This is a genomic window from Runella rosea (genome assembly GCF_003325355.1).
Classification (GTDB): domain Bacteria; phylum Bacteroidota; class Bacteroidia; order Cytophagales; family Spirosomataceae; genus Runella; species Runella rosea.
The window spans coordinates 369140-385809 of record NZ_CP030850.1; the positions used below are offsets into that span (position 1 = coordinate 369140).

Here is a 16670-nt window from a genome sequence, read left to right on the forward strand (position 1 = left end):
TGAATGCGTCATAAAGCCATTTTTACAGTTCTGAAAAGATTTTATCCTTCTGCGGGACGTATGGCCGAGTTTTCAAGCTGTAAAGATACGATTCAGTATCACAAACCGAGGCCAGTTGTTGGCTCGGTCTCTTTTTTTAAGGGTGTTTTTTTTGTCGGTTTATGTTTCTTTTTGTCAGCCTGCTCCAACAAAAGTACTCCCAAAAAAGACGAATATCTGCTAGGGAATCAACTTTTTAAAGGCAATTCGGTGGTGAAAACCGAAGCCTTAGAGCCACTTTTGCCGCAACGCCCCAACAAAAAATTTCTCGGAATTCCGGGCGCAACGGTCTCCCTTTGGATTTATCAGGCGTTGGACAAACGATACGACCGCGATACGCAACGCATCAAATTTGATACTCTCAGTCGCTACTATGAGCGGCAGTTTACCCGCTACGCCGACGACTCTCGCAAACTCGCGGCGCTGCGCCGCAAATACAATCGGGTGGTGAATAAATACCGCCTTCGGATTGAAGAGGGAAACTGGGGAATGCGCACGTTTGGAGAAGCGCCCGTTTATTTTTCCGAAAAAAATGCCCGTAATAATGCCGTTAAAATCAAAGGATATTTGGTCAATGAAGGCTACCGTGATGCCAATGTTGAGTTTATAACCGACACCCTTTTCGGCAGGATTCGTACTACTTACAATATTTTCGAAGGAGTGCCTCACGTGTTGAGAAATGTGGATATTTTGACGCACAAAGATGCCGAGATTGACAGTTTATTATCGGCTACAAAAACCGCTTCTTACCTTAAATCTGGTAATAATTTTAAGTATAGCGACGTGGTAAGTGAAATAACCCGGGTAGAGCAATTGATGCGAAACAACGGTTATTTTGGATTTGATCGCAACTACTTGCGGCCTGTACAAAGTGCCACTGGCAAACGAAACGGCGGTTTTTTGGTCGATACGACGGGTCATAACCCCGCCACTGACTCGCTTTTTCACATTGTAGACGTGAAGGGACTACAGATAAATTACCCTCGTAATCACGACAAACATACGCAATACACGTTCAATCCCGTCGGGTTTAGGGTGGAAAGCCTACCCGGAGAGCCTCCTTTTGTGGTGCGCGACACGGCGGTTTATCGGGGTATTCAGTATTCATTTACGCCCAAACATTATTATTCTCCACGAGTACTCAACGAAAAGATCCTGATTCGTCCTGGCAATATTTACCGACAAAAAGATTGGGATGAAACCTCGCGCCAATTGAGTGTTTTGGATCAGTTTCTTTTTATAAATATTGATACCGATACCACCAACGGCAATATCAAAACGCTGATTCGGGTGATTCCGCACGATAAATACCAAGTGACTGGGGAAGGTGGGGTGAATGTAGTGCAGAATTTGCCGGGGCCGTTCTTGAACGGAACGTTTCGGGTACGTAATATTTTTGGACGACTCGAAAACTTTGAAGTGTCGCTTCGGGGAGCTTTGGATGCCAATTTTGGCCTAAACAATAATGCCAATTTGGTACGTACTTTGGAAATGGGGGTCAATACGGCGTTGATTTTTCCCCGATTCTTATTCCCCGGAAAAATGGCGGCTAGCTTTAACCGTAAAACCCCACGTACGATTGTTAGTCTGGGATATAATTATACCAACCGCGATTTTCTCGGGTCTGACCCCGATTTTATCCGGAGTGGTTTTCAGGCGAGTTTGCGGTATAATTGGAAAAAAAGCGAATTTGAATACCTGAGCCTGACTGCCGTCGATTTGAGTATTTTGCAGAGTAAACAAAGCCGTGAGTTTGGTGAATTGTTGGATTCGCTGTACCAATACGGCGGTAATCCGCTCAAATTTAGCTTTCAGTCGGCGGTAATTTCGAGTATCAATTTATCGTACGTTTTTAACAATAACATCATCGGACAAAACCGACGGGCGCATTATCTGCGCTTGTTTGCCGAGTCGGGAGGAACGGCTTTAAGTCTCTTGGAACCGAAAAAAGTTTCGTTAGGATTGGAAGGGTTTGAGTTGTACAAGTTCTTGAAAACCAACGTAGAATACCGAAGGTATAAACCGTTGGGGCCAAAAAGTACGTTGGTGTACCGCGTCAATACGGGGCTGATTTTCAACTACAATGACCGAAGGGTGGCACCATACGAAAAATCGCTGACGGGTGGCGGGAGCAACAGCTTGCGGGCGTGGCCTCCCCGGCGCTTGGGGCTGGGTTCGGCCTATCCAAACGTTGACCTACAAACGGGCAGCCCTATTTTTCGAAATGGAGAAACGACCACCCTCCAGCCCGGCGTGACCCAGTACAGCGGCTATGAATACCGCTTTGAACAACTCGGGGATGTACTCATGGAGGCAAATGTAGAACTTCGGGGTCACTTATTTCGGTTTGTGGGCGATGTAAACTATGCCTTGTTTTTAGATGCGGGAAATGTGTGGCGTATGCGACTCGATAAGGGCACGAGCCCCAACCAAAATACCCTGAACGGGGTGTTTCAATTCAATCGTTTTTACAAAGAGTTTGCCGTCGGAACGGGCGTTGGACTGCGGTACGACCTTTCGTATTTTATTTTTCGTCTCGACATGGGAATCAAGGTCTATGACCCCAGTCGGCGATTTATAGTGACCAATGCCCTTGGTCAAACCACCACCATCGATGAGCGCTACCTGCTTCCCAAATTTTCTTTTCGTCGTTCTAGCCCCAACTATCCCGTATTTAATATCGGGATTGGGTATCCTTTTTAATAATTTCTTGAAGTTTTACCCTTTTTATTCAAACGTTCCTGCGGCAAACAGCAGCGTTGCTTTGGCTTTTTCGTACTTTGCTTTCATGGATTCAAGTTTGACTTTCAGCTCGTTAAGCTTAGATTCGCGTTGGTTCACCAAAAATAATTGGCTTTCACCGATGCTGAAGCGTTGTTCTTCTGCCCGCAGCACTTGGGCTTGGCGTTGCACCGCGATTTGTTGCTGAATAATTTGCCCTTCCAAATTTTTTACATCATTGTAAGCGGCCTGAACTTCGTTGTTGATTTCTCGACGCAACTGCTGGGTTTCAAGCGTGTTCTGGAACTGTTTTACGCGGATAATTTCAAGTTTTCCCCGTTCTTTCCGAAACAGCAAAGGCAGTGAAAAATCAACATTTATTTTGTAAAAAGCAGGAAATGCCCCAGCATCGGGAATTTTGGAACCCGTAATAAAACGGTGGGCGTAATTGAGGGAAGATAGGCCTATGTCAAAGCGGGGTTTGAGCATTTCGCGGCCGAGACGTTCGTCAACATTGAGTTGTTGCGCTTTTAAATCTAGCTTTTGAATTTCAGGGTGGCGAAGGCGGGCAGTTTCGAGTAGATTTGCCAAGGTTGTTACGTCAATCACTTGGCCAGCGCTTAATTGCGGTACGGCTGTTTCGGGCAATTCTAGCGGGGAGCCGTTTGCGTCCCACAGGTGGTTTGAAAGCTTGAGGCGGGCATTTTGAAGTTCAACCGTGGCTTGTTCAAACATTACACGTCGGTCGAGTAGGGTTACTTGGGCATCTGCGGTATCAATGGCAGGAAGGTCGCCTTGCATTACACGTTTGCTTACGAGCTGGAAGCGTTGCGCTGCCAGCTCATAAAACTCTTTGATAAGTAACTGGTTACGATAACTAAAATACCATTCCCAATATTCCTTTGCCGCGGTAAGGATTAATTTGTTAATCATTTTGACGCGCTCCGCTTCGGCGATATTCTGAAAAATACGGGCGTTTTGGAGGGTTGCGCGGCGTTCGTCAATGACAAATCGTTGCAAGATGGGTACGTTTATTCCCACGTAACTTACCCCGTCAAGTGGGGTACGAATGTCAGTTCCGAGCACATCCCCTACGTTGCGTTCAAAACCTGCCTTGATATCCATCCCGCCCCAATAGAGGGGTACTTTCAGCTGGTTATCCCAAAAGTTAAAATAGGCTTTGTTTTCAAAATATTTACGGTCAAAATTAATGTCCAATTTAGGGTCAAACCCTCCTTTTGCCATCAACAACTCGGCCTTTGCCTGCCCTGAAAGGGAGTTGGCTTGGCGCAACACGGGGTGATTTTTTAGGACTAAATCGTAAAAATCGCGGTAAGAAAATACCTTTGCCGTGTCGGTTTGCGCCCACAAGGCGGTATTCATTACGATTAGCAGAATTATTATTATTGTTTTTTTCATAAACTACTGTTTGGGTGTTCACTTAAGAACTAACTATTTTTTTGCTTCTTTTTCGCCCTCTTCGGGTAAAATATCAGCCAGATAATCAGGCGGAAAGCCATTGAGTTGACGCCAGATTTCCCACCAAATAGGTACATCTTGAAGCATGACAAAGCCGTTTACGCCCGAACCAATGCGGAGTTGATCGGGCCATTTTTCATTTTCGTTTCCTCGCTGATTGGTTTTGATTAATAGGCGATATTGACCGTTTTTGCTGTTTACACGGTCTACAACGGCCACTGACCCACCAAAAGTGCCGACCGAAGTGCCGGGCCAACCCGAAAATTGCAACGCGGGCCACCCATCAAACTCTAAGCGTACGTGGCGGCCAGGGGCAATCAAAGATAAATCCATGGCTTTGACGTACAATTCCACCGCCAACTCGGGTTGCCGAGGTTGGAGGGTCACAATCGACTCACCTTCTTTGATGGTTTCGCCGATTCCCGCTTTGAGGGTCTTGATGACGTAGCCGTCTTGGGGTGAGCGAACCACGTATTGATCTCGCCGGATGCGGATATTTTCGTATTTATTCTGAAGTTTGGAAAGCTCCGACTCGCCCTCAGCCACGCTCGAAAGCGCCGTACTGCGATCCGAAAATGCCTTGGCAATGTCTTTGCGGTAATCAGCTTCTACCGAGCTCAACTCAATACGGGCGTTGATCAATTCATTGCGGGAAATATTAAGTTTTTGGGTTTGCGCCACCACTTTGGCTTGGTCTTCCTGTAGCTTGAGGCGACGGGTTTCGAGGTCAACCAACGAAATGGTTCCTTCTTTGTACATTACCTCCGCCCGGTCGAGGCGCTCTTTGGCAATTTGAAAATTGCGATTAACGGCCACCATGTCGGCGCTGTCGCTGCGGACTTTCAATTGAGATTGAATGACTTTATTGCGGGCCTTTTCTAGGCTGAACTGCAATCCTTGGCGCAGAGCAGAAATTTGATTGTCGGTGGCTTCTATTTTGGCTTTATACGCGGCAATGCCGTCGGTTTTTGCCTGAATTTGTTCTTGGGTACGTACCAGAACCTGCGGGTCAAAATAGTCATCTTTTACTTCTGTAATGACCAGAATCGTATCTCCTTTCTTGACGTAATCACCCTCCCGAACGTTCCAGCGGGCTATTTGCCCCGCCACGGCATTTTGAATATTTTGAGGGCGGTCCTGGGGTGTAAGGGCCGTTACGTAGCCTTTTCCGTTGATGTTTTGCTGCCAGGGCAAAAACATGATCAATAGTAAGGCAATGACAATTCCCAAAATCCATCGGTAAACTATTCGGGCCGTTTTGGGTGAATGAAGCGTATTGAGTGAATTTACTTCTTTTTCTATGGCGGGTATATTGACCCGTTGCTTTGATAAGTTCAGCATCGTGTTCTGTTTATAAATCAAACCACTTATTTTTCCGGTAAAGAGAGGTGTTTGAGTACGCTCTTGTAAGGGCCTTCGGCAATAATTTCTCCTTCATTCATGACGATAACCCGGTCACAGGCTCCCATAAACTCAGGTTCGTTAGACAATACCAATAAGGTCCAACTATTGGAAGAATCGGTCAGTAAATCAATGATACGGAGGCGTTCATTGCGCTCAATTTCCCGGAGAGCGTCGGTATAAAGCATCAATTTCGGTTGGGTTAACAAACAACGCGCCAAGGCAATTTTGGTGACAAAACTCAGGGAAAGACGACGCCCGCCCGAAATAATGGGCGTACTGAGTCCTTCTGGAAGGGACGAGATTTCATCGGTCAAATTTAATTTGTCAAGCACTGCCTGCAATTGTTCGAGCGTGATTCCACCTCGGCCCATGGTGAGGTTTTCGAGAATGGTTCCGTCAAAAATTTCCTGATTGGGAAAGTTCATACTTACATGGGTGCGGAGGAGGTTCATGTCCAAATCACGCAAGGAGATGCCGTTGTACATCACACTGCCTTCGTAGCTGTTTAAGATTCCAGAAAGGACTTTGAGCAGGGTATGCTTACCAGAGCCATTTTGACCCGTGATGCAAATTCGCTCACCAGCCCTGATATCCAGATTGATATTTTTCAGGGCTGCTTTGGGCGAACCTGCGTAGGTGTAACTTAAATTGTGGGCTTTCAGCGCCATTTCTTCTTTTGGCGTTTTGAACGTGAGGCCGCCATCTTTTTCCAGAGGAAGGTCGCTGACGTAGCCGAGTTTATCCACAGCGGTCAGCAAATCAAAGACTACGTCGATGCTTAAAAAGAGCTTTTCAACCGCTCCCGTCAGCAACACAATCACGATTTCGGAGGCCACAAACTGTCCAAGTGAAATTTGACGGTTAACCAATAGGTAGGTTCCTAACACCAATAAACCACCAATAACCAATACTTTGAAAATCAGTGCGTAATAGTAAAATCCTTGAAGAATTTTGAAGTGTTTGGTACGGTAAGTGAGATAGTTGGTCACCAAACCGTCCATCCGTTGAATGGGTAAATTGGTGGCACCTGCTGTTTTGAAGGAGAACAGTGTCCCCGCCATGCCTTCCAACCAAGCCACTACGCGGTATTTGTATTTGGATTCTTTGATGCTGGTCTCTAGTCCTTTACGGCCATTGAGACGAACAATGGTAAAGAAGACAAAAATAACAAAGAAGCTAAAAGCAATAAAGAATGGGTGATAAAACGACAGCAACAACAGTCCGAAAACAATTTGAAGAACTGCCCCAGTGAGGTCAATTAAAAATTTGGGCAGGGCCTTTTGAACCGTTAGTACGTCGAAAAAACGGTTCATTAGTTCCGTCGGGTTATCTTGCGAAAGCCCTTCTGAGTTGAGGCGAGGAACACGATACGTAAATTCAAAAGCGGCTTTAGCAAAAATGCGCATTTGGAGGGTTTCTACCAGCGTTACCTGAATGATTTGCATGATACCGCTACCTATCAACCCCAGTACCACCAAACCCATCAGTACATACACCGAACTAAAGATAGAGCCACTCGAAACCAAACTAAAAATGGCCTGTACACCCAACGGCAAAATGAGGCTAATAAGCCCCACCACTACTGCGTAAAAATAAATATAGCCAATGTCTTTGCGTTCGTTTCGAAGTAGGCGCGTGAGGCGTTGGACTGGTGACAAATCTTCCTTTTCTGCCTGCCGCAGCGAACTATCGTCACTGACCAACGGCTGCATCGGGAAAGTTGTAATGTAAACTACCTGCCCGTTTTTGCTGGGGTCGGGGTGATTTCTGAACAGGAGCGGGTCTTTACAGCTTATTTGTTCAGAAGGCTCATAGGTTATCACTGGCGACCAAGCTATTTTCTTTCCTTGGAAATCGCTCCCGCCAATAATTGGGGTGAGTCCTAAGTTTAGTTGTTCAAAGTAAAGAACTGGATACGCCGAGCTATTAATTAATTCGTCAAATTGGTCAACGGGGCAACTGTTGACGATGATGGTTAAATCATTTAAACGTGCTGAGTTGCTTAGTGCTTCAATAAAACGGTCAATGTCTTTGGCGGTATAGGTTTTGGACTGCTCAACTAAATCTACTTTGGCTTTTTGAGCCACCACGGGTTGGCCAGTGGCCAAAACCAATTGCTCAACTATTTGCTTAATGTATTGTGAATTCATGGTACGAGTGGGTAGTGAAAAAAATAGGCATTCGCAATAATTGATTTTAACTTTTATTGATTATACAATATGCTGTTGAACTAAAAAGCATAAAGAGGTTATATTTGTTCCGATTTTTTTCAATTCTAATTTAATTCTAATTTTAGGCTTTTAGTTAGGCAATAATAATCCATTTTATGTATTTTTTGTCATATTTTGCATTTTTTAAGTCCAATAATGTGCTACTGAAATATGCAGGTCGTTATTTTATGTTGTTTGTTTTACTGGGAGGATGTACGCGGCAGAAATGTGACGATTGCCTGAATCAACCTGCTGGTTCGGCATTTTTCCCAACTGAAGTGGGCCGTTTTGTAGAATACGATGTTAGAGAAGAAGGGTATACGCTCGACGGGAGTGTAGCCATTAGACAGTACCAATTGAAGGAAGTAGTGGCCGAACGCTATACCGACCCAACGGGACAGGCCGCTTATCGGATCGCCCGTTTTCGTCGCAATGCCGATGGCCAACGCTGGCAAGCCGATTCTACGATTACGTTGCGGATATTGACCGACTATGCGGTGCGCAACGAAAACGGCAAAGACTACGTAAAGATGTTATTTCCTCCCGCTGAAAGGAACGTTTGGAATGGTAATCTTTATAACAATGCTGGGGAGGATAATTACGAACTGAAAAACGTCAATAAACCTTACACAACAGGAACGACGACTTTTGACCAGACGGCTATGGTTATTCAGCAAAATGATTCGACGTTGGTAAATCAGGACAAACGCGTGGAAGTATACGCTGTTGGGGTCGGATTGGTGTATCGTGAACGGATTCAATTGCAATTTTGCTCGTCTTCGCCGGCCTGTGTGGGGAAAGCAAAAATTGACTTTGGTAACAGGCAATATTTTCGGTTCAAAGCCGCTGGCAAAGAATAAAACAAAAGAGCGGTTTTGTACGTAATTACATAAAGAGTTTTTATGCAAATGGTAATCAGGAACAGCTATGAATTTCAGTTTACAACGCAGTAAGGGTGCTTTGGGTGAGTTTTCGTCGCAAACGGCCTTTTTTTATGGGCTACTAATGGCGGCTTGCCTGCTGGTGTCGGCGGTGCAGGCGCAGCAAGCCAAGTACCTTGTATTATTGAAAGACAAAGCAGGGACCGCGCTTACGGTAACCAAACCCGAAGCTTTTTTGACCAAGCGTTCTGTGGAGCGGCGTCAACGTCAGAATATCCCTGTTAGCACCCGCGATTTACCCGTTAGTGCATCTTACGTAGCTCAAATTCGGCAAACAGGTGCCAAAATTTGGTATACCTCGCGTTGGTTGAATGCCGTACTGGTCGAGGCTACTGCCGCGCAGCTTACGGCCATTCGTGCCTTGCCTTTTGTGAGTGGCTTGGAGTTTGGTAGAGCGTTGATGAATGCCCGTTTGTCGGCGGAGAATCAAACCAAAACTACCCACCAAAAATTTGGACAGGAAAGTTTAGACTATGGTTCTTCCCAAAATCAAATAGAAATGTTGGGAGCACACACCATGCACGACCGGGGATACAGCGGTGCTGGAATGTTGGTGGCGATTTTGGATGGTGGCTTTAGAAATTCAAATACCAACCCTGCCCTGAAGCCGATTTTTGACGACAAAAGGGTAGTGGCTACTTACGACTTTGTTGCCAAAGAAACGAGTGTATACGAGGATGATTCGCACGGCAACAACGTTTTTAGTATCATGGCGAGCTATTTGCCCGGGTCATTGATTGGGCCTGCTTACAGTGCGTCGTATGTGTTGCTACGCTCAGAAGATGCGGGCTCAGAATCGCATCTGGAAGAAGCTAATTGGCTTTTTGCGGCCGAATACGCCGATAGCTTGGGCGTGGATGTCATCAATACGTCGTTGGGGTATACCGAATTTGATAACCCCGCTGACAATTACACCTATGCCGATATGAACGGTCGTAATGCGCTCGTAACAAGAGCTGCGGATTGGGCCGCTGGTGTGGGCATGGTAGTGGTGGCATCGGCTGGCAATGAGGGCAGCAGTCCGTGGAAATACATAGGCGCTCCCTCCGACGGGGATTCTGTGCTGGCGGTTGGGGCCGTTAACAGCTTAAAAGGCTTGGCCGCTTTCAGTTCGTTGGGGCCATCAGCCGATGGCCGAGTTAAGCCCGATGTCAGCGCCCGAGGGCAGGCTACGACGCTATCAAACCAAAACGGCACCGTTACAACGGGCAACGGTACTTCGTATTCTGCGCCGTTGATTGCGGGGTTAGTCACGGCTTTTTGGCAATCGCAACCGTATCTAACGGCCATGCAAGTGGTAGATTGTATTCGCCGAGCGGGGGATCGCTTCAGTGCTCCGACGCCCCAATTTGGGTACGGAATACCCACTTTTGAAAGCGCCGTTCAGGTAGCCAAAGAAAGATACCCTGTCACGGCTATTGCGGATTGGATAAAGCCCGTTGATGCTAATGTTTATCCCAATCCGTTGGGCGCGTCCTCTGAAGTAAACATTTATTGGGGAACCCTTTTTGCGGGGAAAAACGTGTCGGTTCAACTGTTAGATGCGACAGGCCGGGTGGTGTATCAACAGTGGGTTTTGGCAAATGAGGCCACGGTAAAAATGACATTTCCGCCGTTGGTAAATGGGGTCTATTTCTTAAAAATGAACGATAATCAACGTGAGAGGGTTTTGAAGGTAATTAAATAACCATAAAAATTGCCGAATGAAACCGCATCTTAAAATAGACATTGTATCTGATGTAGTATGTCCTTGGTGCTATATTGGAAAACGTCGCCTCGAAAAAGCCGTTGAGCAATTGAAAGACGACTACACTTTTGAACTCCGTTATTTACCCTTTCAACTTTCGCCCGATACCCCTGCCGAAGGCGAAAATACCAAAGAGCGTCTGGTCGCTAAGTTTGGCAGTGAAGACCGTTACAATCAAATTATTCAACAGGTTTCGGGCGTGGCAGCGGCTGAAGGCTTGCGTTTTGATTTGGAAAATCAAACGGTATCTCCCAATACCCATACATTGCATCGGTTGATTGGCTACGCCCAACAACAAGGCAAACAATTGGAAATGGTCGAGACATTTTTTAAGGCTTATTTTGAAGAAAGGGTAGATTTGACCCAAACCGAAACGGTCGTACAACTTGCCGCAGGCATTGGTTTGGATGCCGAAAAAGTGCGTGAGGTGTTGGTGAGCAACGTAGGGGCGGAGCAACTCGATAAGCAATTGTATCAAAATCGATTGATGGGGGTAAGTGGAGTGCCGTATTACATCATCAACGATAAATATGCCGTTTCGGGGGCACAGCCTACCGAACTGTTTTTGGAAGCCTTGCCCGAAATCGCCCTTAAAGCGCCGATTCAAGCCCCCGTTGTTGCGGGCGAAGCCTGTGATATTGAGACGGGTGTGTGCTGATTTTTCTGATTTTATGGGAAGTGCCTATTTTATTTTTTATAAAAAAATCGTACTTTTGCGCCACGTTTCATCCGAAGGACGTGATCCTTCATAAGTAAACCAATGCAAATACCATGGTAAGAATTCGTTTAGCGCGTCGTGGACGCAAAAAAGCAGCTATGTATGATATCGTTGTAGCTGATGCTAAAGCACCACGTGATGGTCGCTTTATTGAGAAATTGGGTACATACAATCCAATCTCGAATCCAACTAAGATTGTTTTGAACGTGGACAAAGCGGTAAAATGGCTCCTTAACGGTGCTCAACCTACTGACACAACCCGTTCTATTCTGAGCCACGAAGGTGTATTGATGCGTAAACACTTGCAAGTAGGTGTAATCAAAGGCGCCATTACCCAGGAAGTAGCTGACGAACGTTTCGAAGCTTGGAAACAAGAGAAGCTTGGAAGAGTTGAAGCCAAAAAAGATGGCTTGGACAAAAAACAAGCAGTGTCAAAATCAGCTCAATTGGAAGCTGAACGTAAAGTAAATGAGGCTCGCGCTGCTGCTATTGCTAAGAAAAACGTAGTGGAAGAGGCTCCTGCTGCAGAACCTGCCGCTGAAGAAGCTGCTGCCCCTGCCGAAGAAGCTGCTGAATAATTGTGAAAGCTTTCATAAATGGTATGAGCCTCTTTTGATAGGTTCATACCATTTTTTTTAATACGAAATTATGCAGTACAACGATTGTTTTCAATTAGGACACATCACTCGTACCCACGGCACGCGCGGGGAGGTCGTCATTTTTCTGGATGTTGATTTTCCCGAAGATTACGAGGAACTGGATTCGGTGTTTGTAGAAATAAAAGGACAGCTTGTTCCTTATTTTATCAAAAACATCAATGTTCAGAAGGGCAGTAAGGCCATCGTGAAGTTTGAGGATATTAATTCCATCGAAGCCGCTACGCCGTTGATTAACTGCGCGTTGTTTCTGCCCGAAGAAAACCTAGATGATTTGGACGGAAGCCAATTCTATTACCACGAAATCATTGGGTTTAAGGTGGTGGATGAAAAATTGGGCGCGCTCGGAACCGTTACGACGGTATATACGATGTCAACGCAAGATTTGATTGCGATGAGTTACAACGGAAATGAAGTACTGATTCCCGTCAATGATGATATTGTTTTGAGAGTGGACCGTGAACAAAAAATCCTGCATGTGGCGTTGCCCGAAGGATTGTTGGAAGTATACACCGAAGAAACCACCACGCCCGAAGACGGACAGGAAGACGAACAAGAATAATTATGCGCATTGATATCATCACTTGTTTGCCGCGTTTGTTGGATAGCTTTTTTGCTCATTCTATCTTAAAACGCGCCCAAGACGCCAACCACGCACAGGTACACGTACACGACCTGCGCGATTATTCGACCAACAAACAGCGTCAGGTGGATGATTATGCCTTTGGCGGTGGTGCGGGTATGGTGTTGATGATTGAACCGATTGCCAAATGTATCCGTCAATTACAGGCGGAGCGCACCTACGACGAAGTTATTTACATGACCCCCGACGGTGAGCGTTATGAGCAAAAAATGGCCAACCGACTGTCGATGACCGAGAATCTCATTATTTTGTGTGGGCATTACAAAGGCGTTGATGAGCGTCTCCGCGAACACTTCATTACCAAAGAAATCAGCATTGGAGATTATGTACTGTCGGGCGGAGAGCTTGCTGCCTGCGTCGTTGCTGATTCCATCATTCGGCTTATTCCTGGCGTTTTAAATGATGAAACTTCGGCCTTAACGGATTCATTTCAGGATAATTTACTGGCCCCACCAGTATATACCCGCCCTGCCGAATTTGAGGGTTGGAAAGTCCCCGACATTCTTCTTTCGGGTCATGAGGCCAAAATTTCAGATTGGCGTTTTCAGCAATCTTTGGAGCGCACCCGCACCCGCCGACCCGATTTACTAGATTGAACTTTCAGCACTGATTAAATCCCGTTTTCTTCATTACCATCCCATCTCATTAATAATATCAGACGCAATAAGCGCGGGTTGCGTGCATTTTTGGGCAGCGCGGTCACCAGCATTGCCGTGCTGAAATACGCCGAAAATAGCCGCATCGGCGGGAGGCATTCCTTGAGCGAGTAAGCCCGTAATAATTCCCGTCAAGACATCGCCGCTTCCACCCGTTGCCATGCCCGGATTACCCGTCGAATTAAAATGTATACTTCCATCGGGCAATGCTATAGCAGTGTGAGCGCCTTTCAAACAGACGATGAGTTGAAGTTTTTGGGCAAATGTGCGCAACATGGCTAATTTTTCAAAATCATCTTTCCATTGATCATTCAACAATCTTTGAAACTCCTTGGGGTGCGGCGTTAAAATAGCGTTTTTGGGTACTGAATGCAGTAAATCAGGATGTTTGCTGATTAAATTAAGGGCGTCGGCATCCAAAACAATAGGGGAAGTAAGTGAACTTAAAAGCCCTTTTAGCATCAGGAGTGTTTGGGGATCTTGCCCCAATCCTGGGCCAATTCCGATGGCGGAATAAGGTTTAATGTCGGGGACCGTTGTATTGACCATCCAATGCCAATCAGGCAGAACCATTGCTTCCGGTAAGCTTGTTTGAAGAATGTCGTAACCACAACGCGGCGCCTGCACCGTCAGAAGTCCAGCACCAGAGCGGAGACAGGCCTTGGCTGACAAAACAATTGATCCCATCTTGCCGTAACTGCCGCCAATCAACAAAGCGTGTCCAAAAGAACCTTTGTGCGAATACTTTTTACGAGCTTTAGTGAGGGAAGAAAGAGCAGCTGCTGTTGTGTAAAAATAAGGGGTCGGGGTTTGGGCCTCGTAACTTTCCGAAAGGCCAATTGAAACAAGATGCCATTCGCCGACATACTCGGCGCATTGAGGCTGAAAAAAAGCCAATTTAGGGCACTGAAAAGCAATTGTGTAGGCAGGCTTGATGATAACGTCTGAGGGGGCATTGGGAGAATCGGCAAAAAGGCCACTAGCAATGTCGACAGAAATAGCGGTTGCTTCCGAATCATTGACTTGCTGAATGACTTTTGCGATGAGCCCCGTAGCGGGACGGGTAAGGCCTGACCCCAGCAGCGCATCAATAACAAAAGAGTTGGAGGTAAAGGTTGGAATTTGTGCCTCCTGTTCAATCCATTGAATGGAGGTTTGTGGATGTAGCCGTTGCAGATTTTGGGCAAAATCGGGTGTGCCCTTTTCGGTATGTTTTACAATGTAGACCTGAACAGCGTAACATTTTTGAATCAATATTCGGGCAATGGCCAAACCGTCTCCTCCATTATTGCCCATTCCGCAAATGATAGTGACTGGGCACCGGTCGTCAAAGTGGGCACAAAACCACTTTACAAATGCAACGGAGGCACGCTCCATTAAGTCAATGGAATGAATGGGCTCGTGAGCAATTGTAAATGCATCCCATGCACGTATTTGATTTACAGAAAAGACTTTCATTGCTCGTTGATTAACTGAGTTCTAATCCATCCAATTCTTCGTACATCGAGTTGTTGCTAACGAATTCAGGTACAATCGTTTTTAAGTGCGTAACCATCAAGGCCTTATCGCCTTCTCTTAATGCTTTGCGCAGGTCTTGGAGTGAAGTCGTGATTTCGGTGAAAGGGGAAGAATATACCTTTGCAATTTGAATTTTGGGGTGGTATGTGGCAACGGTGCGCTCCTTGTCGCTCAATAGTTCTTCGTAAAGCTTCTCGCCTGGCCGTAAGCCCGTGTAGGTGATTTGGATGTCTTTCTCAAGGCGTAAACCAGAGAGTTTAATCATTTTCTGGGCTAAATCGGCAATTTTAACGGGTTCACCCATGTCAAAAACGAAGATTTCGCCGCCTTTGCCCATGCTTCCCGCTTCCAACACCAATTGACATGCTTCGGGGATGGTCATAAAATAGCGGATAACGTCGGGGTGGGTGACGGTAATCGGCCCGCCTGCCTGAATTTGTCTCTGAAACAGCGGGACCACCGAACCGTTGGAGCCGAGTACATTTCCAAAACGGGTGGTGATAAAACGTGTACTGTTGGGGAAACGATTGTTGAGACTTTGAACGTATAATTCGGCCAAACGTTTGGTCGCACCCATGACGTTAGTGGGGTTGACAGCCTTGTCGGTCGAGATCATGACAAATTTATTGACGCCCGTTTCGACGGCCAAATCTGCCAAAATTTTTGTTCCGAAAACGTTTACTTTAATCGCCTCGTAGGGATGGTCTTCCATCAGCGGGACGTGCTTATAAGCGGCCGCGTGAAAAACAAAATGAGGATGGTATTGACTAAAAATATGCCGCATCCGGATTTCATCCGTTGCGTCGGCTACTTGTAAAATAACCCTTGTTCCGTCGCCTAAATATTTTCTAAATTGTTGCTTTAGTTCATTATCCAAATCATAAAGCCCAGATTCGGATTGGTCGAGTAAAATCAGGGTTTTGGGTTGAAAGCGAATCAGTTGACGAATGATTTCACTGCCGATAGAACCCGCCGCGCCCGTTACCAACGCCACTCTTCCGGCCAGTTGGCGACTAATGTTTTGGTTATCAATCTGTATGGGGTCGCGTTCAAGCAAATCTTCGATGCGGATATTACGGATTTCTTCCGTTTTTAGTTGATAATCACCCAGTTTGTCGTAAATAGAGGGTGCTACTTTGACGATGATGTCCTGCTGTAAAAAACGCTCAATGATTTGGTTTTTACGCTGGGGTTTAATGTCATTGATGGCCAGAATTACTTCAATATCTTCTGGATTACGGCCTTCAATGAACTGATTGACTGCGTCCGATTCGGAATAAACCACGACTCCTTCAAGGGACTTAAAACTTAAAGATGGATTGTCATCAATGAATCCAAGGATGTTGTATTTTTTGTGTCGATTGCGGAGTAGGGTGTTTTTGATTAAAATTCCCAGCTCTCCCGCACCATAAATCAGTACGTTCACTTTTTCTCCTGGGGCATTGACAATCAGTGTTTTATAAATATTTTTTACCAGTAAACGACTCGCAATCATCAAAAACAATGAGATGAAATACTCAATGCTAAGAATAGAAATTGGTATATAAAAAAGGTTATTATCGGTGGAGCGGGATAGGGCCACCGAGATAATCATGGTCAGCAGACTACTTGTTGTAATGGCCTTAAAAATCAGGGAAGTATCAGCAATGCTGGTGTGGCGAACAATTCCCGTATACGACCGAAAATAGAAGAAAAAAATGATTCTATTGGCTAACAGAACCAACAGGTAGTATTTATAGAGCGACCAGTTTACGGCAGAGATTTCGAGGTTAAAGCGGAGGGTACAGGCAATAAAAAAAGCGACAATAACGACTGCTATATCAATGGCTAATATCAAATGTTGTGATACAAAGCGGGTAGAATATCTAGTCAGTAAATGCTCAATCATTGGATGTAAAACTGCAATTTTACTTGAAATAGGGTAAAATTTATTTGTCA

The 16670-nt window shown here is 45.7% G+C and carries 12 protein-coding genes; 7 read left to right on the forward strand and 5 right to left on the reverse strand.

Annotated elements, in window-relative coordinates:
* The first annotated feature begins 3 nt into the window (after positions 1 to 3).
* Complete coding sequence (tamL, locus tag DR864_RS01745) at positions 4 to 2742, forward strand: translocation and assembly module lipoprotein TamL (protein WP_114065325.1); 2739 nt, start codon at positions 4 to 6, stop codon at positions 2740 to 2742.
* Between the two features lie 24 nt (positions 2743 to 2766).
* On the opposite strand, the gene DR864_RS01750 is transcribed toward tamL, so the two are convergent.
* From DR864_RS01750 to DR864_RS01760, 3 genes are all read right to left on the reverse strand, one after another.
* The gene (locus tag DR864_RS01750) at positions 2767 to 4143 is read right to left on the reverse strand and encodes a TolC family protein (RefSeq protein WP_162793505.1); all 1377 of its coding nucleotides are present in this window, start codon (positions 4141 to 4143) and stop codon (positions 2767 to 2769) included.
* Positions 4144 to 4212: 69 nt separating this feature from the next.
* The gene (locus DR864_RS01755; protein WP_114065327.1) at positions 4213 to 5580 is read right to left on the reverse strand and encodes an HlyD family secretion protein; all 1368 of its coding nucleotides are present in this window, start codon (positions 5578 to 5580) and stop codon (positions 4213 to 4215) included.
* 26 nt (positions 5581 to 5606) lie between these two features.
* Positions 5607 to 7793, reverse strand: coding sequence for a peptidase domain-containing ABC transporter (locus DR864_RS01760; RefSeq protein ID WP_114065328.1), 2187 nt, complete (start codon positions 7791 to 7793; stop codon positions 5607 to 5609).
* Between the two features lie 176 nt (positions 7794 to 7969).
* Here DR864_RS01760 and DR864_RS01765 point away from each other — a divergent pair, with 176 nt between their 5' ends.
* The 6 genes from DR864_RS01765 (at position 7970) to trmD (ending at position 13154) form a co-directional block, all read left to right on the forward strand.
* A complete protein-coding gene (locus DR864_RS01765; RefSeq protein WP_114065329.1) occupies positions 7970 to 8713 on the forward strand; it encodes a hypothetical protein in 744 nt (247 codons plus the stop codon).
* 67 nt (positions 8714 to 8780) lie between these two features.
* Complete coding sequence (locus DR864_RS01770) at positions 8781 to 10481, forward strand: S8 family serine peptidase (protein ID WP_114065330.1); 1701 nt, start codon at positions 8781 to 8783, stop codon at positions 10479 to 10481.
* 16 nt (positions 10482 to 10497) lie between these two features.
* A complete protein-coding gene (locus DR864_RS01775) occupies positions 10498 to 11199 on the forward strand; it encodes a DsbA family oxidoreductase (protein WP_114065331.1) in 702 nt (233 codons plus the stop codon).
* A gap of 113 nt (positions 11200 to 11312) precedes the next feature.
* Positions 11313 to 11837: a 30S ribosomal protein S16 gene (locus DR864_RS01780; protein WP_114065332.1), complete on the forward strand. Its 525-nt coding sequence runs from the start codon at positions 11313 to 11315 to the stop codon at positions 11835 to 11837.
* A gap of 70 nt (positions 11838 to 11907) precedes the next feature.
* Positions 11908 to 12477: a ribosome maturation factor RimM gene (rimM, locus tag DR864_RS01785; protein WP_114065333.1), complete on the forward strand. Its 570-nt coding sequence runs from the start codon at positions 11908 to 11910 to the stop codon at positions 12475 to 12477.
* Positions 12478 to 12479: 2 nt separating this feature from the next.
* On the forward strand, positions 12480 to 13154 hold the full coding sequence (trmD, locus tag DR864_RS01790) for a tRNA (guanosine(37)-N1)-methyltransferase TrmD (RefSeq protein ID WP_114065334.1): 675 nt from the start codon (positions 12480 to 12482) through the stop codon (positions 13152 to 13154).
* Positions 13155 to 13187: 33 nt separating this feature from the next.
* Here the strand turns inward: trmD and DR864_RS01795 are convergent, their stop codons facing one another.
* Together DR864_RS01795 and DR864_RS01800 are read right to left on the reverse strand one after the other, a co-directional pair.
* Positions 13188 to 14672: an NAD(P)H-hydrate dehydratase gene (locus DR864_RS01795; protein WP_114065335.1), complete on the reverse strand. Its 1485-nt coding sequence runs from the start codon at positions 14670 to 14672 to the stop codon at positions 13188 to 13190.
* A 10-nt stretch (positions 14673 to 14682) separates the two neighbouring features.
* Positions 14683 to 16620 (reverse strand): polysaccharide biosynthesis protein, encoded by a 1938-nt coding sequence (locus DR864_RS01800; RefSeq protein ID WP_114065336.1) that lies wholly within the window; start codon positions 16618 to 16620, stop codon positions 14683 to 14685.
* Between the last annotated feature and the right edge of the window lie 50 nt (positions 16621 to 16670).

Bases quoted from the DNA above. Each gene is read 5' to 3' on its own strand.
- DR864_RS01765 (WP_114065329.1), top strand. From the start codon at position 7,970: ATGTATTTTTTGTCATATTTTGCATTTTTTAAGTCCAATAATGTGCTA.
- DR864_RS01760 (WP_114065328.1), bottom strand. From the start codon at position 7,793: ATGAATTCACAATACATTAAGCAAATAGTTGAGCAATTGGTTTTGGCC.
- DR864_RS01775 (WP_114065331.1), top strand. From the start codon at position 10,498: ATGAAACCGCATCTTAAAATAGACATTGTATCTGATGTAGTATGTCCT.
- DR864_RS01795 (WP_114065335.1), bottom strand. From the start codon at position 14,672: ATGAAAGTCTTTTCTGTAAATCAAATACGTGCATGGGATGCATTTACA.
- DR864_RS01770 (WP_114065330.1), top strand. From the start codon at position 8,781: ATGAATTTCAGTTTACAACGCAGTAAGGGTGCTTTGGGTGAGTTTTCG.
- tamL (WP_114065325.1), top strand. From the start codon at position 4: ATGCGTCATAAAGCCATTTTTACAGTTCTGAAAAGATTTTATCCTTCT.
- trmD (WP_114065334.1), top strand. From the start codon at position 12,480: ATGCGCATTGATATCATCACTTGTTTGCCGCGTTTGTTGGATAGCTTT.
- DR864_RS01780 (WP_114065332.1), top strand. From the start codon at position 11,313: ATGGTAAGAATTCGTTTAGCGCGTCGTGGACGCAAAAAAGCAGCTATG.
- DR864_RS01750 (WP_162793505.1), bottom strand. From the start codon at position 4,143: ATGAATACCGCCTTGTGGGCGCAAACCGACACGGCAAAGGTATTTTCT.
- DR864_RS01755 (WP_114065327.1), bottom strand. From the start codon at position 5,580: ATGCTGAACTTATCAAAGCAACGGGTCAATATACCCGCCATAGAAAAA.
- rimM (WP_114065333.1), top strand. From the start codon at position 11,908: ATGCAGTACAACGATTGTTTTCAATTAGGACACATCACTCGTACCCAC.
- DR864_RS01800 (WP_114065336.1), bottom strand. From the start codon at position 16,620: ATGATTGAGCATTTACTGACTAGATATTCTACCCGCTTTGTATCACAA.